The organism is Rhabdochromatium marinum (assembly GCF_016583795.1).
Lineage (GTDB): Bacteria > Pseudomonadota > Gammaproteobacteria > Chromatiales > Chromatiaceae > Rhabdochromatium > Rhabdochromatium marinum.
This window is the reverse complement of sequence record NZ_NRRS01000018.1, coordinates 26,191-51,209: the sequence shown is the minus strand read 5'-3', so window position 1 is coordinate 51,209 and position 25,019 is coordinate 26,191. Positions and strand designations below refer to the sequence as shown.

The window sequence follows — 25,019 nt, the reverse complement described above, 5'->3', positions numbered from 1 at the left end:
TCTCTCTTTGCGTGAAAATTTAAGATGGTTCATTAAAGTATCTTGTCTTTAAAGCGACGGCTCCAGCGACAAAAAAATTCTAGAAATCGCCACTCAACCAGGAGCGAAATTTGTGCCAGACTGCACCGACGCCATGAGCTTCGTGATACTCAGGATGGGTCTCGAATCTGTGTTGCTTGGCGTAGATCAGAAGCCCGATCCCGGTGGAATAGACCGGATCCTTCAGACGTTCCTCGAGTCCGGTGAAATATTGTGGCACTCCGATGCGCACCGGCATCTGAAACACTGACTCGGCTAGTTCGACCAGGCCTTTCATCTTGGCGCTGCCGCCGGTCAGTACCACGCCACCCGGCACCAGATCCTCAAAGCCGCTATGGCGTAATTCGCCTTGCAGCAAACCGAGCAACTCCTCGTAGCGCGGCTCCACCACGTTGGTCAGGGTGTGGCGTGAGAGTTGACGCGCAGGACGATCACCAATACTTGGTACCTCGATACTATCACCTCCTGCGGCTTCGCTCTGGACACGGCCATAGTTGATTTTGATGGATTCGGCATGATGAATCGGTGTGCGAAGCGCCACCGCGATATCATTGGTGACCTGATCCCCGGCAATGGGTACCACGGCCGTGTGACGAATGGCGCCATCGGTAAAGACTGCCAGATCGGTGGTGCCGCCGCCGATATCGATCAGGCAAACGCCGAGTTCTTTTTCGTCTTCGGTCAACACCGAATAGCTGGAACTCAGTTGATCGAGCACCAGATCATCCACATCTAGCCCGCAACGGCGGATGCACTTGACAATATTCTGCGCAGCACTGACGGCTCCAGTGATAATATGTACACGCGCTTCCAGCCGCACGCCGCACATACCCACCGGCTCGCGAATGCCCTCCTGATTATCAATCAGAAATTCCTGCGGCAGGATGTGGAGAATTTTCTGATCGGCGGGAATTGGCACCGCGCGCGCGGCATCGATCACTCGATCAATATCACCCTGTCCGACTTCATGCTCCTTGATGGCTGTGACCCCATCGGAGTTGCGACTCCCGATATGACTGCCGGAAATGCCGGCGTTCACCGAGTTGATCTCGCAGCCAGCCATCAGCTCGGCCTCTTCGATGGCACGCTGTATCGCTTGTACCGTGGACTCAATATCCACCACCACACCCTTTTTCAGGCCGCGGGATGGATGGGTTCCCAGGCCGACAATCTCAATGCTGTCATCGGTTTTGACTTCACCGACCAAGGCAACCACTTTCGAGGTGCCAATATCCAGGCCAACCACGAGATTTTCTTTGCGTCTCGACATAATTCCTAGGCTCTATCGCTGTTCGTTGACGGCGGCCATGCGCTTCTTGCCTCGCGCCTGAAACTCGCTATCCCTGTCGGTGCCCCACAGCACCGCGAGACCATTGCTATAACGCAGATCGATCCGTTGCGGCAGGGCCACGGATTCAATGCGCGGAAAGGCTGCAAGCAGGCGGGCAAAGCGCTGCTCAAGTTGTTCGGTACCAAAGTGCAGCACGGGGCCGCCCAGCAGTTCCAGCGTCCAGTCGCCGCGCCGGTCACAGCTCAGCGCATCGATCAGGAGTCCGAGGTCAGCCAGGCGCATCTGCCAGCGCTGCAGTCGCTCAACCACTGCGGGCGCCTGTGCATCCGGTCCTGACAGGCGCGGCAACCCGGCCGGCACTCGTCGATCACGCGGGTGGAACACTAGGCCTTCGCGGGTGACCAGACCATCATCACCCCAGCGGGCGATGGCTTCATGTTCGCTGACCGCAAGCATCAGTCGATCTGGCCATACACGCTTCAAGCTGGCGCTGTGCACCCAGGGCAGAGCCTCGACCTGCTCGCGCAGGTCATCCAAATTCTGCGACAGAATGCCGCCGGTCAGATGATTCGCCACCTGCTCTTGCAGCGCCTGGCGCGAGAGGCTGCGGATTTCCCCATCGACCCGGACCGCGCGGATAGGCAGAATCCGCGGCTCCCATTCAACTGCCAGCCACAGGCCCGCGGCTAGCACCACGAACAGCAGCAGCGCCATAAACAGGCGCATCAGCAGCACTTCGGTCGTTACCCCCATGACTAGGGGGCGTTTGGGGGTATCGCGATTGAGACCGGCGGCGATCAGGCTGTAGTAGTTGCGGTCGGCGGGATTGGCCATGGTTTACTCGTTTGTAATACCCGTGCCACCAGCGCTTGAAAATCCAGCCCCTGCACGGCGGCGGCCATAGGCACCAAGCTGTGATCGGTCATGCCGGGTACGGTATTGACTTCTAGCAGTCGTGGCTGACCGGCCGCATCGAGCATAAAATCCACCCGTCCCCAGCCGCTGGCGCCGACGGCCTCGAACGCACGCCAGCACAGCTGGCGATAGTCCGCCTCAAGTGCGGCGGGCAAGCCGCAGGGGCAGTGATAACGAGTGGTATCGGTTTGATATTTCGCTTGAAAATCATAGAAAACATTGGGCGTTTCAAGGCGAATCAGCGGCAGGGTTTCGCCAGCGACGATGGCGCAGGTGTACTCGGCACCGGTCAGCCAGGTTTCAACAACCACCTCGGCATCGTAAGCGGCGGCCGCCTCACAGGCGCTCGCCAGTTCGGCACGCGAATCGGCGCGTGCCATGCCCAGACTGGAGCCTTCACGCGCTGGCTTGATCATCAAGGGAAAACCGAGCGCGGCGGCCGCTTCCAGATCGCCCGCCTCACGCACGACGGCAAAGTCCGCCGTCGGCAGACCGCTGCCGGCCCAGATGCGCTTGGTGCGGACCTTGTCCATGCTGATGGCTGAACCGAGCACGCCTGATCCAGTATAGGGCAGACCCAGCGTATCGAGCGCCCCCTGAATCTGGCCATCCTCGCCACCCCGACCGTGCAGAATAATAAAGGCGCGGTCAAAGCTGCCGTGTTCCAGCTGCGTCAGTACCTGTTGATCGGCCGGGTCCAGGGCATGCGCATCCACACCCAGTTCGTGCAGGGCTGCCAGCACCGCCTCACCACTTTTAAGGGAGATCGACCGTTCCGCCGAGCGCCCGCCCATGAGGACGGCGACCTTGCCGAAGGCAGCAGCTTCCTGAGGGGTCATTGCGGTTCTCCTCCAATGCACCGTACTTCGGGAATCAGCCGAATGTCATAGGTCTGTTCAACCACATCCGCCACCCGCTTGATGAGGGCATGAATATCTGCGGCACTGGCAGCGCCGCGATTGATAATAAAGTTGGCGTGCTGGTCCGATACCATGGCACCACCGATTTGCAGCCCCTTGAGACCTGCAGCATCAATCAGGCGTGCCGCATGATCGCCCGGTGGATTGCGAAACACCGATCCGCAACTGGCCTGGCCAATCGGTTGGGTCGCTGAACGCCGCGCCAACAGATCCCTGATCCGCGCCGCACCCACAGCAGGATCGCCGGTGGTCAGATGCAATTGAACAGCCAGAAACCATTCACCCGGCGGCCCCTGCACCGAACGATATCCGACCTGAAAATCCCCCGGTTGACGTTCATGGGTGGCTCCGTAGCGATCAATAGTGGTCACTTCAGTGACAAAATCCCAAATTTCTGCGCCCCAGGCGCCGGCGTTCATGGCCAGCGCTCCGCCGATGGTGCCGGGAATTCCGGCGAGAAATTCAAGTCCGCTCAATCCATGGTGCACGGCACAGCGCGCCGCTTTGGCACTGGCGACACCGGCTTCGGCATGCAGCGCACCGTCCTCCAGGCAGCGCAGCCCAGTTAGACAGCCCTGGGTTTGAATCAGGGTGCCGGCAAAACCGGCATCCGCCACCAGCAGATTGCTGCCAAGTCCAATCCATTCCAGCGGTTCGCGAGGGTCGAGCTGGCGCAAAAAGACGGCCAGATCCTCGGCATCCGTCGGTCGATACAGGCGCGCGGCCGGCCCTCCGACACGCCAACTGTTGTGTCGGGCCAGGGGTTCGTTGCATCTGAGTTCTCCGCGCCAGGGTGGGGACTCAGTGCTGTCGTACAAACTCATGCGGCCTGCTCCTGCGACCAGTCGCGTGTCAGGCGCGCCGCCAGGGTGCCAATATCACCGGCGCCACTGATCAGCACCATGTCACCGTCGTTGAGCAGATGCGCCAGCCGCTCGGGCACTTCGTCGAGATCCGGCACGAACACCGGATCAACCTGCCCGCGGGCACGAATCGAGCGGCTCAGGCTGCGCCCATCGGCACCCGGCAGCGGTTGTTCGCCGGCCGGATACACCTCGCACAGCAGTAAGACATCAACCTCGGACAGCACTTGCACAAAGTCATCGAATTGCTCCTGAGTGCGGGTGTAGCGATGCGGCTGAAAGATCAGTACCAAGCGTCGCCCCGGCCAGCCCTGGCGCGTGGCGCTCAGAGTTGCCGCCAGTTCGCGCGGGTGATGACCATAATCATCAATCAGTGTGATGGCCTGGTCGGTGGTCGTATGCAAGTCCTTAACAACAAAGCGTCGCCCAATGCCCTGGAAGCGCGCCAAGGCGGATTGAATCGCCGTCGGCGGTACCTGATGCTCAAGCGCCACAGTAATGGCGGCCAAAGCGTTGAGAACATTGTGCTGGCCTGGCAGATTAAGTTCAATCGGCAATTCGAGACCTGAGTCACGATCCTGCACGAGAAAATGCATGCGCCCGGCCTGATGCTGGATATTGAGGGCGCGCAGATCTGCCTTGCTCCCGGTGCCATAGGTGCGTACTGGCCGTGCCACCTGCGCCTGGATGTTCGCGATCTGTGGATCATCTGCACACAGAACGGCGAGCCCGTAAAACGGCAGGTGATGCAGAAATTCGACAAAGGTCGCGCTCAGGCGGGCAAAATCGTTGCCATAGGTGGTCATGTGATCAGCATCGATGTTGGTGACCACTGCCATCATCGGCTGCAACAGCAGGAAGGAGGCATCGCTTTCATCGGCCTCGGCGATAAGGAATTTGCTGCTGCCCAGGCGCGCATGGCTGCCGGCGCTGTTGAGCAGGCCGCCAATCACGAAGGTCGGATCCAGCTCTGCTTCGCCGAGAATGCTGGCAATCAGGCTGGTGGTGGTGGTCTTGCCATGGGTGCCCGCCACCGCGACGCCGTAATAGAAGCGCATCAGCTCAGCCAGCATTTCGGCGCGGCGGACAATGGGGATACGCGCCGCGCGCGCGGTTTCGAGTTCTGGGTTTTCAGTGCTGATGGCGGTCGAGACCACCACGGCATCCACGCCAAACACCTGCTCGGCGCGGTGACCGATGAACACCTCGGCGCCCAGGCGCTCCAGGCGCTCGGTCACAGCACCGGCGCGCCGATCCGAGCCTTGCACCTGATAGCCCAGGTTGAGCATCAGCTCGGCAATGCCGCTCATCCCAGCACCGCCGATGCCGACGAAATGCAGGCGACGGATGCGCCCCATGCTAGCGGCGCTGTGCGTCTGTACCAATTGCAGTGGACAGGCTTGGTTCATCTTTCAGCCAACTCCAGGCAGGTTGTGGCAATCTGTGCGGCGGCTTCGGGCCTGGCTTGCGCTCGGGCCGCTTGGGCCATCATCAGGCGCTGGGCGGTATTGCTCAGCAGTGGCTCCAGCCGGGCCAGCAGGGTGGCTGGGGTCAGGGCGGATTCCAGAATCATATGGGCGGCGCCTGCCTTGACCAGATGCTCGGCATTGCCAACCTGATGATCATCAACGGCATAGGGGAAGGGCACGAAGATAGCCGGTATGCCGGCGGCAGCGACTTCGGCCACGGTCAGGGCGCCGGCCCGGCAGATGAGCACATCCGCCCAGGCATAGGCCGCCGCCATATCCTCGACAAAGGGCTGGATATCGGCCGTGACTCCGGCTTCCCGATAGGCGGTTTGCGCCAGCGCCAGTGTGCGCTCGCCGGCCTGATGCCGCACCTCGGGGCGCTGCGTCTGGGGCAGCTGCGCTAGGGCCTGCGGAACCATCAGGTTCAGCGCCCGCGCGCCCAGGGAACCGCCCAGCACCAGCAGTCGCACCTGACCGGAGCGTCCCGCCAGTCGCTCAGCTGGTGATGCCAGGGCGCTGATGCTCGCGCGCACCGGGTTGCCGCTGGTCATGGCCGCGCGCGCTGGTGGAAAGCTGCCGGGAAAGCCTTCAAACACTCGATCCGCGACCCGGGCCAGCCATTGATTGGTCATGCCGGGGATGCTGTTTTGCTCCTGAATTACCAAAGCCCGCCCCTGCCGCCAGGCCATGAGTCCACCGGGGCCGGAGACAAAGCCACCCATGCCCAGCACCACATCTGGGGCGCGGCGGCGCAGCACGGCAGCGGCTTCGCGCAAGGCAATGCCCAGTTGCCAGGGCGCCCGCAGCAGGGTTTTCACGCCTTTGCCACGGACCCCCTGTACTTGCAGCCATTCGATCTCGAAGTCGTGCGCCGGCACCAGGCGCGCCTCCAGGCCCGCCCGGGTGCCCATCCAAAAGGGCTCGGCACCGCGCTCGCGCAGCTGCTGTGCCACCGCCAGGGCCGGGAACACATGACCGCCGGTGCCACCGGCCATTACGGCTATCCGCGCCGCCATCGCATACCTCCGCCCGTTCTGGGTTTCCGGGTTTTGCGCCGCAGCTCGGCGTCACAGCGCAACAAGAGCGCTGCGCTCATGGTTGCGATCAGGATGGAATTATTGCCATAGCTGATAAAGGGCAATGTGAGTCCCTTGGTTGGCAGCAAGCCGGTGTTGACGCCGGCATTAACGAAGGTTTGCAGCCCGATCAGCAAACCAATGCCATAGGCGACATAGGACAGGAAGTCCTCCCCCATGCTGTGGGCACGCGCGCCGATCTTCAGCGCGCGCCAACAGACGAAGGCCAGCAGGCTGATGACAGCCGCAACACCAACAAAGCCCAGTTCCTCGCCAATCACCGCCAGTAGAAAATCCGTGTGTGCCTCGGGCAGGAAATACTGTTTTTGAATCCCATTGCCGAGCCCGACGCCCAGCCACTCCCCGCGACCAAAAGCAATCAGCGCTTGGGTCAGCTGATAGCCGGAATTGAACGGATCGGCAAATGGATTCAAAAAGGAAGTCACCCGCTCCAGCCGGTAGGGCTCAAACAGAATCAGGGCCACCAGGGCCGCCAGTACCAGGGCAATCAGCACCAGAAAATGCACCAGGGGCGCACCGGCGAGAAACAGCAGCCCGAGCATGGTGGCCAGGAGCACGGCTGCGGTGCCGAAATCCGGCTGCGCCATGACCAGAGCCCCGGCGAGGCCGATCAGCAGCAGGGGATGCAGGACATCATAGGTGCCGGTTGCCCCGGTCAGGGGGCGACGCACCAGATAGCCTGCCAAATAGATCACGGCGGCCAGCTTGGCCATTTCCGAGGGCTGGAGATTAAAGCCCAGCAGGCGAATCCAGCGTGTGGCGCCGTTGACGCTGTAGCCAATTCCCGGCATTAACACCAAAATCAGCAGCCCAATGCTGCCCAGCAGCAGCCAGAATCCGGAGCGCGACCAGAAGCTGATCGGCAGTAGCCAGCAGGCCAGTCCGCCCGCCACCCCGAGTGCCAGCGCCAGCAGATGCCGATACAGATAAAACAGCGGCTGGTAATGCGGGGCCTGGGCGCCAATCGGCATTGAGGCCGAGGCCACCATCACCACGCCCAAGCCAAGCAAGCAGGCCACAGCCAGCGCCAGGGGGTAGTCAACCGGCGCTGGTATGGCTCCAATGCGCTGATGCCGACTGCGCGGCATGCGCGGCTGGCGCAGTTCCTGCTCCAGCGCGACCAGCGAGGTGCCGGCGGTGGTCGTGGGATTATGCGTGCTCATGCAGCCATCCTCATTACCGCCTCGGCAAAGACGCGTCCGCGCTGGCGGTAGTCATCAAACATATCGAAGCTGGCACAAGCGGGGGACAGCAGCACGACATCGCCCGGCTGCGCCAGCTCGGCGGCGCGCGTCACCGCCGCTGGCATATCCATGGCCCGCTCGGTGAACACTGTGGCCGGGGCGATGGCGGCCATCAGGTGCGCATCGCGACCGATCAGCACCAGTGCCCGCACATGCTGTGCGAGTGTGGGAGCGAGTGAGGAAAAATCCGCACCCTTGCCCTCGCCACCAGCGATTAGCACAATTTTGCCAGCCCCTGAGGCTCCAGCGCCGGTCTGGCTGCGCGCGATGCCTTCAATGGCGGCGATGGTTGCTCCTGGGTTGGTGCCTTTGGAATCGTCAATCCAGCGCACGCCCTCGATCTCCGCCACAGGTGCACAGCGATGTGCCAAACCGCAAAACTCGCCCAGGGTGGCGCGCATGGGCGCCAGCGCCAGCCCGTAGAGATCAGCCAGTGCCAGCGCGGCCAGGGCATTGGCGAGATTATGTGCGCCGAGTAGGCGCATTTCACTGACCGGTATCAGTGCGGTGGTACCGCGCCCAATCCAGGCACCGGCGCCCTCAGCGGCGGGAAGCAGGCCCCAGTCCTGTTTTGCGGTCTCATCCGGCTGACCAAGCCCGAAACTCACCACCTCGGCCACACCAGCGGCCAGCTCGCGTGCGACCGGATCATCGCGGTTGATCACCGCTGCCTGGGCGTCCGCGAAAATCCGCTGCTTGGCCTGGGCATAGGCGCCAACATCGGTGTAGCGATCCAGATGATCCGCCGACAGATTCAGCAACGCGGCGGCTCGCGGGCGCAGAGAGGCGGTGGTTTCAAGCTGGAAACTGGAGAGTTCGAGAATGTAGAGCTCCACATCCGGGGCCAGGAGATCCAGAGCCGGTGGCCCCAGGTTGCCGCCGACGGCGACCTTGACGCCAGCGCGTCGTGCCATCTGGCCGAGCAGCTCGGTGACCGTGCTCTTACCATTAGAGCCGGTGATAGCCAGCACCGGCGCTGACACGGCTTGGGCGAAAAGCTCGATATCACCACAGACCGGAATCCGGGGGTTGGCCTGGGGGCATTGCTCAAGTGTCCTCATCAGCTCTGCCAGTGCCACGCCAGGGCTGAGCAGGATTTGATCTGCCGCAGCCAGGGTCGCGCAGTTCCAGCCGCCGAGCCTCATGGCGACCTCGGGAAACTCCCGGCGCAGCGCGGCGGCTCCCGGTGGTTGCTCACGGGTATCCATGACCATCACCTGACATCCGAGGTTGCGCAGATAACGGATGCATGACAGCCCGGTGAGCCCCAGGCCGATCACCAGAACCCGGGCGCCCGCCAGTTGGGGCAATGCAGCAATCATGGGGGGTTGTGACGTCATCGGATCTTCAAGCTCGCCAGCCCAATCAGTACCAGAATGACGGTAATAATCCAAAAGCGCACGATCACCCGTGGCTCTGGCCAGCCTTTGAGTTCGTAGTGATGATGCAGCGGCGCCATGCGAAACAGGCGTTTCCCGGTCAGCTTAAAGGACGCCACTTGCAGGATCACCGACAGGGTCTCCAATACAAAGATGCCCCCCATAATAAAGAGCACCAATTCCTGATTGGCAACCACGGCAATGGTGCCCAGGGCCGCGCCCAGCGCCAAGGCGCCGACATCGCCCATGAAGACCTGCGCCGGATAGGTGTTAAACCACAGAAAGCCTAACCCGGAGCCGACCAGGGCGCCGCAGACAATTACCACCTCACCGACGGCGGGAATATAAGGAATCTTCAGATAGTTTGAAATCTCGGCGTGACCAGCGGCATAAACCATAATGCCCAGCCCACCGGCCACCAGCACGGCTGGCAGCACCGCCAGTCCATCCAGGCCATCGGTCAGATTCACCGCATTGCTGGTGCCGACGATGACCAGATAAGCAAAGGGAATAAACAGCGGCCCGAGTTGAATGGAGACTTCCTTAAGGTAGGGAAGCAACAGCTCGGTTTCATGTGGTGTGGCTGCTGTGACATAAAGATAGCCTGCGGCCGTCAACCCGAAGATGGTCTGGAGCAGATACTTGTAGCGCGCGGGCAGTCCCCGCGAGTCGCGCAATACCAGCTTGCGGTAGTCATCAATAAAGCCGATGACGCCAAAGGCCAGGGTCGTCAGCAAGATCACCCACACAAAGCGATTGGACAGGTCTGCCCACAACAGAGTACTGACGGCGATGGCCACCAGAATCAGGGTGCCCCCCATGGTCGGAGTACCGGCCTTGGATAAATGGCTGCTGGGCCCGTCGTCGCGCACCACCTGCCCGACCTTGTAGCTGCTCAGCCAGCGAATCAGCGGACGCCCCACCAGCAGCGCGATCATCAGCGCCGTCAGCACGCCCAGAATGCCGCGCAGGGTCAGGTAGCGAAACACCGCAAACCCGGAATAAAACTGCGTTAGCCAGTCGGTTAACAACAACAGCATGTCAAACCAGCTCCTTGCCGCTGCACAGGGCATCGGCTATTCGATCCATGGCCGCAAGTCGCGAGCCCTTTACCAGCAATACATCCTCGGGATGCCATTCGGTGCGCAGCCGACGCAGACAATCCGCCTGAGTCGGGCAGATCACTCCTGAGTCGCCACAGGCCGCAGCGGCCCGTCCTGCCAAATCGCCCACCGCAAACAGGCGTTTGACCCCGGCCGCCTGTGCCTGACGCCCCATCTCGGCATGCAAGGCGGCGCTGTCGGGGCCCAGCTCGCCGAAATCGCCCAGTACCAGCACCGGACGGCCCGGCAGATCCACCAGCACCTCCACTGCGGCGGCCAGAGAATCCGGATTGGCGTTATAGCTGTCGTCGATCAGGCGAATGCCGTTTGCAGTGCGACGCGGCTGCATGCGCCGTGCGACCGGTTGCAGCGCGGCGAGTCCTTGCACAATGGCCGTGACCGGCAGGTCAAGCGCCACGGCGATGGCTGTCGCTGCCAGTGCGTTATTCACATTGTGCCGGCCGGGCAGTGCCAGGCTGATTTCGATTGGCGGCGACTTGGGTTGGCCGGTTGGCTGTTGCCAAGCAGCAGGCAGCCAGACGTTGAACAGGGTACGAAAGCCGTTTTCATCCCAGCAGGTGCGAATCGAGTCCGGGTCCGCCTGCAGCTCAGCGCCCGGTCCCATGCCGAAGGTGATATGGCGCCGCGTGCCGGCAAGCTGCTGCCACAGCGGCGTCCAGGGCACATCTGCCATGAAGGCAAAGCAGCCGTCCGGGCGCAGGCCCGAGGCAATCTCACCCTTGGCGTGTGCCACGCCTTCCAGACTACCGAAGCCTTCCAGATGGGCCCGCCCGGCATTGGTAATCACCGCCACCTCGGGTGCAGCAAGGCCACTGAGGTAGGTAAGCTCGCCGTGATGATTAGCTCCCATTTCCAGAATCAGAAAGGCCTCATCACGCGCACTCAACAGCGTCAGCGGCATACCGATGGCATTGTTCAGGTTGCCGGCTGTGGCACGGGTGGTGCCAACCTGCCGGCAGATGGACGCGGTCATTTCCTTGCAGGTGGTTTTACCATTGCTGCCGGTAATGGCGATCACCCGGCCCTGGAAGCGCTCCCGCCAGGCGGCCGCCAGGCGCCCGAGGCCTTGCAGCGGATCATCCACAATCCACTGCGGAATCGCCATCGGCAGCGCCCGGCTCACCATTGCAGCGACCGCGCCGCGCTCAGCGGCTGCGGCTACATAGTCATGGCCATCGAAGTGCTCGCCGCTGAGGGCGACAAACAGCTGACCTTCACAGGCACGGCGGCTGTCAGTCACCACACCCTGAAAGGCCACATCCGCGCCCTGCAACTGTCCGCCGGCATTCGCCACCGCCTGCGCAAGTGTCCACATATTCATGCCCTCCCACGCCATTCGCGCAGCGCCTGCATGACCTGGGCGCGATCACTGAAACGCACCCGCAGCTCACCCATATCCTGCTCGCTCTCATGGCCTTTGCCGGCGATGAGTACCGCATCTTTATGGCCGGCTAGCAGTAGCGCGCGGCGAATTGCGACCCCACGCTGGCGCTCAATGGTGAGTGCAGGACGGTTCTTGGATTCCGTTTGGGATGCCGGCGGTCGCATGCCGGCGCGAATGTCAGCAATAATGGCGTCGCCATCCTCATGGCGCGGATTGTCATCGGTCAGAATAATGTGATCCGCCAGCCGCTCGGCCAGTTGTCCCATCAGCGCCCGCTTGCCGCGATCACGTTCGCCCCCGCAGCCGAACACCAGGATCAGCTGGCCCTGGCAGTGTGCGCGCACTTCGACCAGAGCTTGTTCGAGTGCATCCGGGGTGTGGGCGTAATCCACCACGCACAGCGGCTCGCCGGCGGCGCCGAAGCTTTCCATGCGGCCCGGAACTCCGCGTATCCGCCCCAGCTGCTGCACGGCGGTCTCGAAGGCAACACCGCGCGCCAGCAGTAGCGTCAGCGCGGCGAGCAGATTCGCCGCATTGAAGCGTCCGACCAGCTCCGCGCTGAGCGTGCCAGTGAGTGAGCACTCATGGCATCGCTGTTGATCGACCTCGACCTCCAGGCGCAAACCGCGTGGCTGCAAAGTAAGTTCTGTGGCTCTGACCAACAGATCGCAGCGCACTTGTACGGCCGGGTCCAGCGTGAGCGCGGGATTCAGACTATAGAGCGCGAGTCGAACCTCCGGTGCCAGTGTCGGGATCAGCTGGGCACTGAAGGCTTCATCAGCATTCAGCACCGCCCAGCGCAATCCGGGATGCACGAACAGCCGTGCCTTGGCCGCTGCATAGGCCTCCATCGTTTGGTGATAATCGAGGTGATCGCGGGTCAGATTGGTCAGCAGCGCATAGTCAAAATGCACTGCATCGGCGCGTTGCTGTGCCAGGGCATGCGAGGAGACTTCCATCGCTATCGCCGTGGCGCCCTGATGAGCCAGATCCGCCAGACTGGCTTGCAAGCTGAGCGCATCGGGGGTGGTCATACCAGTGCTGACCAGGGCGTCTGGAAAGCCCTGTCCCAGGGTGCCGATGACCGCACAACGAGTTTCGTGTGCGAGACCCTGGGCGATGAAATGGCTGACACTGGTTTTGCCATTGGTGCCGGTGATGCCGATCATCTCCAGCCGGGCGCTCGGATCCTGATAAAAGCGTGCCGCGATGGTGCCCGCCTGCGCGCCAAGGTGCTCAACCGGGATAATGGGTATCTCAAGTTCAGTCGCCAGGGCATCCAGCGCCGCGCGTGGCCAGCGCGCACTGGGCTCGGCGGCGATGGCGCGCAGACCGCGCGTGGCCAGGGCGCGGGTATAGTCAAGACCGTGCGCTTGGCTGCCCTGATAGGCGAGAAAGAGTCCGCCCCGACTGGCTAGACGGCTGTCGAGCGCCAGGCTGGAGATTGGCACTGGCTGCACGGCAACAGAGGGCGCGACCAAGCCCGCCAGCAGCTCGTTGAGCGGGCAGGTGCGGTGCGGGTGCTGGTGAGCGGTCATCATCGGCTCGCTCCCATGCGCAGCTCTGATTCGGCGGTCAGCAGCAAGGAGGCACTGGGGTCATCGGGTGGCACGTTATACAAACGCAGGGCCCGTTCCATCACCTTGGCAAACACCGGGGCCGCAACCAGGCCGCCGTAGTATTGCTTGCCGCCTGGCTCGTCGATCATGACCACCATGACGAAACGTGGTGCGCTCGCTGGCGCCATGCCGGCAAAGACGGCCTGATAGCGTCCTTGCATATAACCACCGGGGCCGGCCTTTTTCGCCGTGCCGGTCTTGCCTGCCACCCGGTAGCCGGTCACAGCCGCGCGCCTGGCCGTGCCCTGGGGCGAGACCACGGTTTCCATCATCTTGCGTACCTCGCGCGCGGTAGGGGTGGAGAACACCCGCAGCGCCCAGCGGTTGGATGCATTGGTTTGACGGTGGTTCGGGTCGCCAAACTGGTTGCGGATCTGGCGATGGCTTAGCAGGGAAACGGGGCGTAAAATCCCATCCCGGGCCAGCACGCTGTAGGCATTGGCCAGTTGCAGCGTGGTGACATTTAGCCCATAGCCGAAGGCTAGGGTCGCGTGTTCAAACTCCGACCAGTCATCAACTGCTGGCAGATAGCCGGAGCTGGCACCGGGGAACGCGGGCTCATTGGGATCCCATTGATGCTCCAGCGAGCCAAAGCCCAGATGATGGTAGAGCTGCCACAGGTGCGCGTGATCCATCTTGCGGGCAATCTTCACGATACCGACATTGCTGGACTTGGTGATGACGCTGGTTGTATTGAGCAGCCCGTAGTTATGCACATCACGCACCCGGTTGCGGCCGATTTGCAACGAGCCTGGCTCGGTATTCACCGCCGTGTTGGGGTTGATGACGCCCGATTCGAGCGCCTTGGCGACCACCAGTGGTTTCACTGTGGAGCCGGGCTCAAATACGTCGGTAAAGACCCGATTGCGTCGCTGGGCGATCTGTTCCGAGCGCTGTGCATTGGGGTTGTAGGACGGCTGGCTGGCCGCCGCCAGTATCTCGCCGGACTGCACATCCAGCAGAATCGCTGTGCCGCTGACCGCTTGATGCTTGGCCACGGCGCGCTTGAGTTCCCGGTAAGTCAGGAATTGCAAGCGGCGATCTAGACTCAGGTACAGATCCTGACCATGACGCGGCGGGCGGATTTGCTCGACCTCGGCCACTACCCGACCCAGCCCGTCCTGAATTACCCGCCGTTTGCCGGGAATGGCGCGCAGTTGGTCGTTATAGGCGAGCTCCAGGCCTTCCTGTCCCTGGTCGTTGATGTTGGTGAAGCCCAACACATGGGCAAAGACCTCGCCGCCGGGATAGAAGCGGCGATATTCGTTCTCGATGCTGAAGCCCTGCACTTCGTAGCGGCGAATGACCGCCTGCGCCGCCTCGGTCAGGCGTGGCTCAACGCGGCGGCGCAGGTACATGAATGCCTTGTCCCGATGCCGCTGCAAGCGCTGCTCAAATTCCGCAGGATCCAGCTCCAGGGCGGCGGCCAGGGGCGCAACGGCCTGGGGCTGTTGCAGCAGCGAGCGCGGGTCGATGCTCAGGGTGGCCACAGCGGTGCTAATGGCCAGCGGCTCGCCGTGACGGTCCATCAGCATGCCGCGGCGGGCCGGAATCTCGCGTTCGCGCACTGAGCGCAAATCGCCTTCGTGCTTGAGAAAATCCGTCTCCAGCACCTGGCGGTAGAAGGCACTGGCCAGCACCGCGCTGAAGGCCAATCCCAGGCACAGCAGCAACACCAAGCGCCGCGCCTGCAAGTTGGGTTGGTGTGTCAGCGCTTTCTCCCAGCGTTCCGCGCGCTTTTTGCGATTGACTGCCCTAGTCATGCGCGTGCACCTCCAGCACCCGGACTTCTGCCGCCTGGGGCAGGTGCATGCCGAGTGCTTGTCGGGCGCGCTCCTCCAGGCGCGAATGCGCCGTCAGCGAGGCTTCCTCAAGACGCAGCCGTCCCCATTCCAGATCCAGGGCGTCGCGCTCGGCGCGCGCCTCCTGCAGGTGTACAAACTCAGCGCGCGTCAGATACTTGACGTAAGCCACCGACACGGCGCTGGCGATCACCAGAAAGCCTAATATGGCCAGGCCAGTCAAGCGGGAGACATTCATGGGCGGCGCTCCGCCACGCGCAGAATGGCGCTGCGTGCGCGTGGATTGCGTGCGACTTCCGCCGCGCCCGGACGCTGGGCGGCACCGATCAGGCGCAGGGGGCCACTGGCCTGATCCGCGCGCACGGGCACTGATTTGGGTACCTGGGGTCCGCGTGCCGCGTCACGCATGAAGCGTTTGACGATGCGATCCTCCAGCGAATGAAAACTGATCACCACCAGGCGGCCCCCGGCGGCGAGCAAGTCGGTAATCCCAGCCAAGCCGGCACGCAGTTCATCGAGTTCCTGATTCACAGTGATGCGCAAGGCCTGAAAGCTGCGGGTAGCCGGATGCTTGCCCGGCTCGCGGGTGGGAACCGTGCGTTCAATCAGCCGTGCTAAGGCGCCGGTGCTGGTCAGGGGCTGCTGCGCGCGTTCGCGCTCAATGGCGCGGGCAATGCGTAGCGCAAAGCGTTCCTCGCCGGCGTCTTTCAGCACCCGTGCGATCTCATCCGCCGGTGCGCGCGCCAGCCAGGTCGACAGGGGTTCGCCCTGACTGGGGTCCATGCGCATATCCAGCGGACCGTCCTGCGAGAAGCTGAAGCCGCGCTCCGGGGTGTCGAGCTGTGGCGAGGACACGCCCAGATCGAGCAGGACGCCGGCAATGCGCCCGCTCAGGCCGCGTTCGTGCAGGCGCTGCGGTGTTTCCGACAGGCGGCTGTGTTCGATCTGCATGCGGTGATCGCTGCTCTGCAAGGCGAAGCCGGCGTTTACGGCCTCGGGATCCCGGTCAAAGGCGAACAGCTGTCCCTCCGGACCCAGGCGTTCCAGCAGGGCACGCGCATGGCCGCCGCGCCCAAAGGTAGCATCGACATAGATTGCGCCAGGGTTGATTGCCAGTGCATGCATGCTTTCTTCGACAAGGACAGCTTGATGCGCCGCGTGCCAAGGGGGCGCGCCCGCCCCGCAGGTGTTGCGGCTGATCGGGTCCATCCTGTTCTCCGTTGAGCAAAATCCGGGATCCGGCCGGGATTAAAGAGACAACGAGCCAAGCTCCGAATCTGCCGCCAGGCTCTGCATATCCAGGGACGCTTCGGCGTCCTGCAACCTCTGGTGCCGGTCGCTTTGTCCCACAGCCCACATTGGTTGCCAACACCCATCAGGGCAGCGTGCTTCTCTAACGCTCATGGGGGATCACCACCCCAGAGGATGAAATTGTTGTTTCACATTGCGCGTATTCGCGTTGTTTGATGGTCAACAACACGCGCCCTTGGGTGCTAGGCCTGACTTCATTGGCGTAGCCGATCGGCAGTCGCTGCAAGGCGCGACTTTTCAGGTTGAGGGACGGTAAACGCATCAGCTGGCGCTCAATGTCGGTCTAGGTCGGTTCCGGGTCAATCAACAGGCAATGCTGTGGGTCAGCGGTAATGCCCCACCGCAAGGATATTAGGAAAGATTCTGGCGATGGTCAAGGAACTGCGTCGCTTTTTTTCTGGGCTGCCAGCTACTTACAATGACTTACGAAAAAAAATCTCGAAAAGATGTGATATTAAAATATAAATCAATTTGTTAAAGGGTATTTATAATGTAATTCCGAGTTTATGACGGGTCTTTTACTGCCGCAAAGACAGCTAAAAAACGACTGCTTTGGTATGGAGTAATCGCAGTCATTCATCTAATTTTTAAGGTTTTTCAGGGAAGTGAACCCTGCCCGGGCGCCGGCGTGGGGTTAGATCAGCTTCAGGATGCGCTCGATTTGGCGGCGGTGGGTACTGGTGTGAAAGGCCGCCAACGCATGCCACTGGGCGGCTGACAGAATGCCAAACCAGGGGTGAAGAGTGCGGGTGCCGGCGTGGAGGTTGCCGAGCTTATCAACCACCTCGGTGTAGCGCTCGCGCAGGGCGGCGAGACTGTCGATTTGCTCGGGGCCGGCCTCGGTGACCGGCTTCAGATCCTCGAAAGTAATATCCACATCGGGTTCGCGTCCGGCATAGAGACGTGGCAATAGCGCGGTGATGGCGGTGTTGGTGATGACCAGGTGCTCCAGCGTCATATAGACCGACCAGTCGCAACTGTCGCTCTCGATCCCAAAGAAGCGCGGGATGTTCACCCGGCGCCGGCCTTCGGCCACCGACAGCCGGGAGGCCAGCTCCAGCGCCAGATGTGCTTCGTGGCGAAATAGGGCGGTGAGACGATCTTTGGAATAAAAGCGCGCCGCCAGCCGGATGCCGGAGGCCAGCAGCAGGCGTTCCAGTTTGGGGATACTGGGTTTTGCGGCTGATTGTGGCTGTGGTGTCATGCCCATGCTGATCTCTTAGCGCGCGGTTTGGCGTTTGGAGTCCTGCGCCGCGACCTGTTTGCCCCAGGTATCACGCAGGGTCACGGTGCGATTAAATACCAGGGACGGCTCGGTGCTGTCCGGATCGACGGTGAAATAGCCCTCGCGCTCAAATTGAAAGCGTTCCCCAGGTTGGGCGCTGCCCAGACTGGCCTCGGCCTTGCAGCCACTCAATACGACCAGGGAGTCAGGATTCAAGTCGGCGATGATGTCGCCCCCGCCTCCTTCCCCACCAGCGCCCGGCGTGGGGGTCTGGAACAGACGGTCATAGAGGCGCACCTCCGCTTCAACGGCTGCGCTGGCGGCAACCCAGTGAATCACACCCTTGACCTTGCGGCCCTCAGGATTGCGTCCTAAGGTGTTGAAATCCACGCTGGCGCGCAGTTCGATCAGCGCGCCGCTGGCATCGCGAATCAGCTCTTCGCAGCGGATCACATAGGCATTGCGCAGGCGCACCTCGCCGCCGGGCACCAGGCGCTTGAAACCCTTGGGCGGTTGCTCGGCAAAATCCTGACGATCAATCCAGAGTTCGCGGCCGAAGGGCAGGGGACGCGTACCCAGGTCGCTGTTTTTGGGATGGCGTGGCGCTTCAAGGGTGTCGAGGCGCTCGTTGGGCCAGTTCTCTAGTACCACCTTCAACGGGCGCAGTACCACCATAGCGCGCGGCGCGCTGGCGTCGAGATCGTCGCGGATGGCACTTTCCAGCAGACCCATCTCGACCCGATTGTCGGCTTTGGTCACGCCGATGCGAGTGCAGAAGTCGCGAATCGCCGCCGGCGTGTAGCCACGCCGGCGCAGTCCGGCCAGGGTTGGCATGCGCGGGTCATCCCAGCCGGCCACCAGGCCGTCTGCAACCAGCCGAGTGAGGATGCGCTTGCTCATCACCGCGTATTCCAGATTCAGGCGGCTGAACTCGATCTGGCGCGGGCGTGTCGGCACCGAGACATGCTCAATGCACCAGTCATAGAGCGGGCGATGATCCTCGAACTCCAGAGTGCAGAGCGAGTGAGTCACCCCTTCCAGCGCATCCGACAGGGGGTGGGTAAAATCGTAGGTGGGGTACAGGCACCAGGCGGCGCCGGTTTGATGATGAATCACGCCGCGCTTGATGCGGTAGAGCACCGGGTCGCGCAGGTTGATGTTGGGCGAGGCCATGTCGATGCGCGCGCGCAGGGTGCGGGTACCGTCCTCGAATTCGCCGGCGCGCATGCGCGCAAACAGGTCGCGATTCTCGGCTACCGAGCGCTCGCGATAGGGACTGTCACGTCCCGGTTCGGTAAGGGTGCCGCGATAGCTGCGCGTTTGCTCAGCGTTCAGATCGCAGACATAGGCCAACTCTTTATCGATCAATTCCAGTGCGAAGGCGTAGAGTTGCTCGAAGTAGTCGGAGGCGAAGAACACCCGCTCGCCCCAGTCGTAGCCGAGCCATTGCACATCGGCTTGGATGGCGGCGACGAACTCCGGGTTTTCCTTGTTGGGGTTGGTGTCATCGAAACGCAGGTTGCACTGACCCTGGAAGTCTTGGGCTAGACCGAAGTTCAGAGCAATCGATTTGGCATGGCCAATGTGCAGATAGCCATTCGGCTCGGGGGGGAAGCGCGTTACAAGACGCTCATGCTTGCCCGCAGCCAGGTCGGCGGCGACGATTTGGCGAATAAAATGCGTGGGTGGCGCGACAGCGGTCTCGGACATCAAGCAGGGCTTCCGGCAAAGGTTGAAGGGAACGAGCGCGGGAGGATACTACAGCCGCAAGCGACGTGACATCGTCGCTTGTGCGGCTGTGCGCCTGAGTGGAGCCTCAGCTGGCCTTGGCGTCGCTCTCGGGCAGATGCCAGACATCTGGGGAATGGAACAGGCGACTGAGCAACAGCTCGCGTTGCTGTTCCAGCTCACGCGGCATGTGATCGCCAAAGCGCGCGAACAGCTCAGCCTGATCGAGACTCTCGTGCTGGGCGATCTCCTTGTCGATGCGCATGATGGAATCGTAGGCGTCCTGGCTGAAGTCAAGTCCCTCCCAACTCATGGCTGCGTAGGGTGGCAGTAGCCCAAAGGCGCTTTCTACGGCGGGTGCGCGGCCTTCGCAACGCTCGACGATCCATTTGAGCACGCGCATATTGTCGCCAAAGCCCGGCCAGATGAAATGCCCGCGGTCGTCCTTGCGGAACCAGTTGACGCGGAAAATCGGCGGGGGTGTCCCGACTTTGCGCCGCCCGATGCGCAGCCAGTGCTTCCAGTATTCAGCCATGTTGTAACCGCAGAAGGGCAACATGGCCATGGGATCGCGGCGCATCGACTGCTGGCTCACCGCAGCGGCAGTGGCCTCGGAGCCCATGGTGGCGGCCAGGTAAACCCCGTGCTCCCAGTTAAAGCTCTGGAACACCAGTGGGAAGTTTTTACTGACGCGTCCACCGAACAGGAAGGCGCTAATGGGCACGCCGGCAGGGTTTTCCCAGTCCGGGTCGATCGAAGGGCACTGACTGGCCGGGGCGGTGAAGCGCGAATTGGGATGCGCCGCCGGGCGGTCGCTGTTGGGTGTCCAGTCCTTGCCCTGCCAGTCGATCAGATGTGCGGGTGGCTCCTTGGTCAGCCCTTCCCACCAGACATCGCCATCGTCGGTCAGCGCAGTGTTGGTGAAAATGGCGTTTTCTTTGAGAGAGGCCAGTGCATTGGGGTTCGAGCCTTCATTGGTGCCCGGTGCCACCCCGAAATAGCCATATTCGGGATTGATGCCATAAAAGCGACCATCTTCGGGATTGGGTTTGATCCAAGCAATGTCATCACCGACGGTGGTGACCTTCCAGCCATCGAGACTCTTGGGTGGAATCACCATGGCAAAGTTGGTTTTGCCGCAGGCACTCGGGAAGGCAGCGGCGACATAGTGCTTGTCACCCTGGGGTGATTCGACACCCAGGATCAGCATGTGCTCGGCCAGCCAGCCCTCGTCGCGCGCCATCACCGAGGCGATGCGCAGCGCGAAGCATTTCTTGCCTAGCAGCGCATTGCCGCCATAGCCGCTGCCGAAGGACCAGATTTCCCGCGTCTCGGGGAAGTGCACAATGTACTTGTCTTCAATATTTGCCGCGCAGGGCCAGGGCACGTCGTCCTGACCCGGCTCCAAGGGCGCACCCACACTGTGCAGGCAGGGCACGAAATCGCCATCCGCGCCCAGTACGTCCAGCACCGGCTGGCCCATGCGCGTCATGATGCGCTGATTGGCCACCACATAGGGCGAGTCGGTGATTTCTATGCCAATGTGGGCAATGGGGGAGCCTAGGGGACCCATGCTGAAGGGGATAATGTACATAGTGCGCCCGCGCATGCAGCCGCGAAAGCGCTCGTTCAGCTCGGCGCGCATCGCCTTGGGGTCCATCCAGTTGTTGGTCGGCCCGGCATCTTCCTCGCGCTCGGAGCAGATAAAGGTGCGGTTCTCGACCCGTGCGACATCGCTCGGATGCGAGCGGGCCAAAAAACTGTTGGGGCGTTTCTCGGGGTTCAGGCGGATGAAGGTGCCACTCTCCACAGCCTGATCGCAGATGTGCTTGTATTCTTCCTCGGAGCCGTCGCACCAGAAGATGCGGTCTGGCGTGCAGAGCGCCGCCATTTTATCCACCCAGGCCAGCAATTGGCTGTTTTGGGTGCGGGTGTTGCCATCATGCGTCATGGTCATACGCAAAACTCCTCGTCGCTAGTGATCGGTGGTTGGTGGTCAGTGGTTGCGGCCTGGTGGTCGGTGATGGGTGGTCGGTGATGGCCAGGAGCCGTTCTGGGGACGCTGCCGGTGCGAAGCCGCGCTGCGGGAGTTGCGCTTGGATCGCTTGGCTGGCGACGCTGCTGTGAGTCCGGCCAGCGCAAGCAGCCCGGAGGCTTCCTCGTCGGTCAGCTCCCGCCATTGGCGTGGCAAGGGGCGGGCTCCCAGGATGACATTGCCAAAGCGCACCCGCTTTAAGCGGCTGACGGTGCAACCGGCAGCTTCCCACAGGCGCCGGACTTCGCGGTTGCGCCCTTCGCACAGCACCACATGGAACCATTGGTTCAAGCCGCTGCCGCCGGAGGGGACAATCTCCTCAAAACGCGCCTCGCCATCTTCAAGTTGTATGCCGTGGGTCAGGCGGTGCAGCACAGAATCCTCAACCGGCCCCTGCACCCGCACCGCGTATTCCCGCTCCACGGCCCGCGACGGGTGCATCAGGGCATTGGCCAGGGCACCATCGTTGGTGAGCAATAACAGCCCGGCGGTGTTGATATCCAGACGGCCGATGGCAATCCAGCGGCCATCGCGAATGCCGGGCAGATGCTGAAATACCGTGGTGCGTCCCTCGGGATCCTGCCGGGTGACAATCTCGCCCTCGGGCTTGTGATAGGCCAGGATCCGCCGGCGTTTGTTCGGTTCCCGCACCTGTTTGATCAGGCGACCATCGACAGTAATCTTATCATTCGGCAGTGCCCGGTCGCCGAGCTGCGCCAGGCGTCCGTTGAGGCGCACCCGCCCGGCAGTGATCCATTCCTCAATGCGGCGTCGCGAACCCAGGCCGGCTTCGGCCAGTGCCTTTTGCAGGCGCACGCCGGCGGGTGGAGTAGGGGGGTGGCTGCTCATGGTGACATCTCTTGGTTGTCCGGTGCTGGCGGAGCGGAATCAGGGGGCTGGCCGGCCAGCGTGGGATGCTCGCGTAGCAAATCAGCCGGCTCGCGCAAGTCCGCCAGCGGAGGTAATTCATTGAGGGATTTTAAGCCGAAATAGTCCAAAAAAGCCTTGGTGGTGGTGTAGAGCGCCGGGCGTCCCGGAACATCGCGGTGGCCGACCACCCGCACCCAGTCGCGCTCCAGCAGCGTTTTGATGATCTGGGTGCTGACCGCCACCCCGCGAATGTCCTCAATCTCCCCGCGCGTAATCGGCTGGCGGTAGGCCACCAGCGCCAGGGTTTCCAGCAGCGCCCGCGAGTAGCGCGCCGGCTTTTCATCCCACAAACGCGCCACGCGCGGGGCCACGCTGGCGCGCACCTGAATGCGATAGCCGCTGGCCACCTGCATGACTTCAATGCCCCGCTCAGCGTATTCCTGCTCCAGAACTTGCAGCGTCTCCAGAACCGCCGCGCGCGAGGGCTGTTCCTCCTCGTCATAGAGGGAGAGCAAACGCTCAATGTTCACCGGGCCGCCGGCGGCCAGCAGCGCGCCTTCGACCACTTGTTTCAGTGCCGGGGCCTCCATGCTCAGGCGGCGGCTGGCTCGTCGGCGGCCTGCCGGGCGCGCACATGGATGGCAGCAAAGGGTTCTGTTTGCACCAGTTCCAACACGGATGTTTTGATCAGTTCCAGAATGGCAAGGAAGGTCACCACCACACCGGGACGGCCCTCGCTGGCATCAAAGAGTTCACTAAAGGGGGTGAAACCACGCCCTTGCAAGCGTTCCAGCACCAGGCCCATGCGCTCGCGCAACGACAGCGACTCCTGCTCGACCCGATGCGCGCTGGACAGATCTGCGCGTTCAAAGACCGCGCGCACGGCCGCCAGCAGATCGGTCAGCTCCACCTGCGGCGGGATGCGCCGCAGATAACCGCTTGGAATCTCAATGTGGGTTTGCAGCCAGTCGCGCTCCAGTCGCGGCCGTTCGTCGAGCGCGATGGCGGCCTGCTGAAAACGCTCATATTCAAGCAGCCGGCGTACCAGCTCGGCGCGCGGATCCTCGTCTTCGTCCTCGCTCTCGGCGGCACGTGGCAACAGCATGCGCGATTTAATCTCGCACAGCAGCGCCGCCATCACCAGATATTCAGCGGCCAGATCCAGGCGCAGCTCTTTCATCAGTTCCACATAGTCCATGTACTGCCGGGTAATGTCGGCGATGGGGATGTCGAGGATATCCAGATTTTGGCGCCGAATCAGATACAGCAGCAGATCAAGCGGCCCCTCGAAGGTTTCAAGAAACACTTCCAGCGCATCGGGCGGGATGAACAAATCCTGCGGCCAGTCAACAAAAGGCTGGCCATGCACCAGGGCGTGCTGGGCGATTTCGGCTGATGCGGCCTCGGCATCCGCAGTCATCGCGGGCTAGCTCTGCACCAGGGACATGGCATGGCGCACTTCGGCCATGGTTTCCCGCGCCACATCGCGCGCGTGATCGCAGCCATCGTTGAGAATGGAGCGCACTAGCTCCGGCTGCTGCTCCAGCTCGCGCGCTTGGGCCTGGATGGGTTCCAGCTCGGCGAGTACGGCGTCGATGACCGGACGCTTGCATTCGATACAGCCAATGCTGGCCGAGCGGCAGCCATCCTGTACCCAGTCGCGTTGTGTCTGGTCGGAGTAGACCTGATGAAACTGCCACACCGGACAAACATCCGGATCGCCCGGGTCGGTGCGCCGTACCCGTTTGGGGTCGGTGGGCATGGTGCGCAGCTTTTTCTCGATCACGGCCGGATCATCGCGCAGGCCAATGGTATTGCCATAGGACTTGGACATTTTCTGCCCATCAAGCCCCGGCATTTTGGAAGCCTTGGTCAACAGCGGACGTGGCTCCGGCAGAATCACCCGGCCACCACCTTCCAGATACCCCAGCAGGCGCTCGCGATCGCCCATGGTCAGGTTTGCTTGGCTCTCCAGCAGGGCGCGCGCCACTTCCAGCGCTTCCTGGTCGCCTTTTTCCTGATAGTTACGTCGCAAATTATTGAACAGGCGAGCGTTCTTTTTGCCCATTTTGCGGATTGCCTGCACAGCCTGTTCCTCAAAATCGGGCTCGCGTCCATAGATATGGTTGAAGCGGCGGGCGATTTCGCGCGTCATCTCGACATGAGCGACCTGATCCTCGCCCACCGGCACCAGTCCGGCGCGGTAGATCAGGATATCGGCGCTCTGTAACAGCGGATAGCCGAGGAAGCCATAGGTGGCTAGGTCTTTTTCCTTGAGCTTCTCCTGCTGATCCTTATAGGTTGGCACCCGCTCCAGCCAGCCGAGCGGGGTGATCATCGACAGCAGTAAATGCAATTCAGCGTGCTCCGGCACCCGGGACTGCACGAACAGGGTGGCGGAACCGGCATTCAGCCCGGCGGCCAGCCAGTCGATCACCATGTCCCATGACGCCTGGGGAATGGCGCCCGGCTGCTCGTAGTCGGTGGTCAGGGCATGCCAGTCGGCGACAAAAAAGAAGCAGTCATATTCATGCTGCAATTCAACCCAGTTTTTGAGCACGCCATGATAGTGCCCCAGATGCAGGCGACCGGTCGGGCGCATGCCCGAGAGCACGCGTGCATGCTGAGCGGATACCGAAGACAATGTCGCATTACCTCGCGAGAGTGGCAAAAGATCAGCGGCGCCTGGCCGCTGGTGAAATCT

At 62.2% G+C, this 25,019-nt stretch carries 22 protein-coding genes; all 22 read right to left on the bottom strand.

Translation table 11 applies throughout. The annotated features are described in order from the left end of the window. Positions 1-79 precede the first annotated feature (79 nt). Positions 80-1,309: a cell division protein FtsA gene (gene ftsA / locus CKO36_RS07855; protein ID WP_200282985.1), complete on the bottom strand. Its 1,230-nt coding sequence runs from the start codon at positions 1,307-1,309 to the stop codon at positions 80-82. A 12-nt stretch (positions 1,310-1,321) separates the two neighbouring features. Beyond that, positions 1,322-2,164, bottom strand: coding sequence for a cell division protein FtsQ/DivIB (locus CKO36_RS07850; protein WP_200282982.1), 843 nt, complete (start codon positions 2,162-2,164; stop codon positions 1,322-1,324). After that, on the bottom strand, positions 2,128-3,084 hold the full coding sequence (locus CKO36_RS07845) for a D-alanine--D-alanine ligase (RefSeq protein WP_200282980.1): 957 nt from the start codon (positions 3,082-3,084) through the stop codon (positions 2,128-2,130). The genes CKO36_RS07850 and CKO36_RS07845 overlap by 37 nt, the downstream gene beginning before the upstream one ends. Next, the gene (gene murB, locus CKO36_RS07840) at positions 3,081-3,989 is read right to left on the bottom strand and encodes a UDP-N-acetylmuramate dehydrogenase (RefSeq protein ID WP_200282978.1); all 909 of its coding nucleotides are present in this window, start codon (positions 3,987-3,989) and stop codon (positions 3,081-3,083) included. Before murB ends, CKO36_RS07845 begins: the two co-directional genes overlap by 4 nt. Continuing rightward, on the bottom strand, positions 3,986-5,437 hold the full coding sequence (gene murC, locus CKO36_RS07835; RefSeq protein ID WP_242469457.1) for a UDP-N-acetylmuramate--L-alanine ligase: 1,452 nt from the start codon (positions 5,435-5,437) through the stop codon (positions 3,986-3,988). The genes murB and murC overlap by 4 nt, the downstream gene beginning before the upstream one ends. After that, positions 5,434-6,513, bottom strand: coding sequence for an undecaprenyldiphospho-muramoylpentapeptide beta-N-acetylglucosaminyltransferase (gene murG, locus CKO36_RS07830; RefSeq protein WP_200282976.1), 1,080 nt, complete (start codon positions 6,511-6,513; stop codon positions 5,434-5,436). The genes murC and murG overlap by 4 nt, the downstream gene beginning before the upstream one ends. After that, positions 6,498-7,757, bottom strand: a complete 1,260-nt coding sequence (ftsW, locus tag CKO36_RS07825; protein WP_200282974.1) for a putative lipid II flippase FtsW — start codon at positions 7,755-7,757, stop codon at positions 6,498-6,500. The genes murG and ftsW overlap by 16 nt, the downstream gene beginning before the upstream one ends. Further along, a complete protein-coding gene (murD, locus tag CKO36_RS07820; RefSeq protein ID WP_200282973.1) occupies positions 7,754-9,178 on the bottom strand; it encodes a UDP-N-acetylmuramoyl-L-alanine--D-glutamate ligase in 1,425 nt (474 codons plus the stop codon). The genes ftsW and murD overlap by 4 nt, the downstream gene beginning before the upstream one ends. Further along, entirely contained in the window at positions 9,175-10,257 is a 1,083-nt protein-coding gene (gene mraY / locus CKO36_RS07815) for a phospho-N-acetylmuramoyl-pentapeptide-transferase (RefSeq protein ID WP_200282971.1), read from the bottom strand. Before mraY ends, murD begins: the two co-directional genes overlap by 4 nt. Position 10,258: 1 nt before the next feature. After that, complete coding sequence (locus CKO36_RS07810) at positions 10,259-11,656, bottom strand: UDP-N-acetylmuramoyl-tripeptide--D-alanyl-D-alanine ligase (protein ID WP_200282969.1); 1,398 nt, start codon at positions 11,654-11,656, stop codon at positions 10,259-10,261. 2 nt (positions 11,657-11,658) lie between these two features. Then, positions 11,659-13,266 (bottom strand): UDP-N-acetylmuramoyl-L-alanyl-D-glutamate--2,6-diaminopimelate ligase, encoded by a 1,608-nt coding sequence (locus CKO36_RS07805; RefSeq protein WP_200282966.1) that lies wholly within the window; start codon positions 13,264-13,266, stop codon positions 11,659-11,661. Next, positions 13,263-15,107: a peptidoglycan D,D-transpeptidase FtsI family protein gene (locus tag CKO36_RS07800; protein WP_200282963.1), complete on the bottom strand. Its 1,845-nt coding sequence runs from the start codon at positions 15,105-15,107 to the stop codon at positions 13,263-13,265. Before CKO36_RS07800 ends, CKO36_RS07805 begins: the two co-directional genes overlap by 4 nt. Beyond that, positions 15,100-15,384, bottom strand: a complete 285-nt coding sequence (gene ftsL / locus CKO36_RS07795; protein WP_200282960.1) for a cell division protein FtsL — start codon at positions 15,382-15,384, stop codon at positions 15,100-15,102. Before ftsL ends, CKO36_RS07800 begins: the two co-directional genes overlap by 8 nt. Next, positions 15,381-16,355 carry a 16S rRNA (cytosine(1402)-N(4))-methyltransferase RsmH gene (rsmH, locus tag CKO36_RS07790; protein WP_200282957.1) on the bottom strand — a complete coding sequence of 325 codons (975 nt, stop codon included), beginning with the start codon at positions 16,353-16,355 and terminating at the stop codon, positions 15,381-15,383. Before rsmH ends, ftsL begins: the two co-directional genes overlap by 4 nt. 184 nt (positions 16,356-16,539) lie before the next feature. Beyond that, on the bottom strand, positions 16,540-16,719 hold the full coding sequence (locus tag CKO36_RS07785; RefSeq protein WP_200282955.1) for a division/cell wall cluster transcriptional repressor MraZ: 180 nt from the start codon (positions 16,717-16,719) through the stop codon (positions 16,540-16,542). Between the two features lie 372 nt (positions 16,720-17,091). After that, positions 17,092-17,661 (bottom strand): DinB family protein, encoded by a 570-nt coding sequence (locus tag CKO36_RS07780; RefSeq protein WP_200282953.1) that lies wholly within the window; start codon positions 17,659-17,661, stop codon positions 17,092-17,094. A 15-nt stretch (positions 17,662-17,676) separates the two neighbouring features. Beyond that, on the bottom strand, positions 17,677-19,392 hold the full coding sequence (locus CKO36_RS07775) for a glutamine--tRNA ligase/YqeY domain fusion protein (protein WP_200282951.1): 1,716 nt from the start codon (positions 19,390-19,392) through the stop codon (positions 17,677-17,679). A 106-nt stretch (positions 19,393-19,498) separates the two neighbouring features. After that, the gene (locus CKO36_RS07770) at positions 19,499-21,367 is read right to left on the bottom strand and encodes a phosphoenolpyruvate carboxykinase (GTP) (RefSeq protein WP_200282949.1); all 1,869 of its coding nucleotides are present in this window, start codon (positions 21,365-21,367) and stop codon (positions 19,499-19,501) included. A 39-nt stretch (positions 21,368-21,406) separates the two neighbouring features. Next, positions 21,407-22,294: a 23S rRNA pseudouridine(2605) synthase RluB gene (gene rluB, locus CKO36_RS07765; protein WP_200282947.1), complete on the bottom strand. Its 888-nt coding sequence runs from the start codon at positions 22,292-22,294 to the stop codon at positions 21,407-21,409. Continuing rightward, positions 22,291-22,905: an SMC-Scp complex subunit ScpB gene (scpB, locus tag CKO36_RS07760; protein WP_200282945.1), complete on the bottom strand. Its 615-nt coding sequence runs from the start codon at positions 22,903-22,905 to the stop codon at positions 22,291-22,293. The genes rluB and scpB overlap by 4 nt, the downstream gene beginning before the upstream one ends. A gap of 2 nt (positions 22,906-22,907) precedes the next feature. Next, a complete protein-coding gene (locus CKO36_RS07755; protein WP_200282943.1) occupies positions 22,908-23,735 on the bottom strand; it encodes a segregation and condensation protein A in 828 nt (275 codons plus the stop codon). A 6-nt stretch (positions 23,736-23,741) separates the two neighbouring features. Continuing rightward, positions 23,742-24,959 carry a tryptophan--tRNA ligase gene (locus CKO36_RS07750; RefSeq protein ID WP_200282930.1) on the bottom strand — a complete coding sequence of 406 codons (1,218 nt, stop codon included), beginning with the start codon at positions 24,957-24,959 and terminating at the stop codon, positions 23,742-23,744. Positions 24,960-25,019 lie beyond the last annotated feature (60 nt).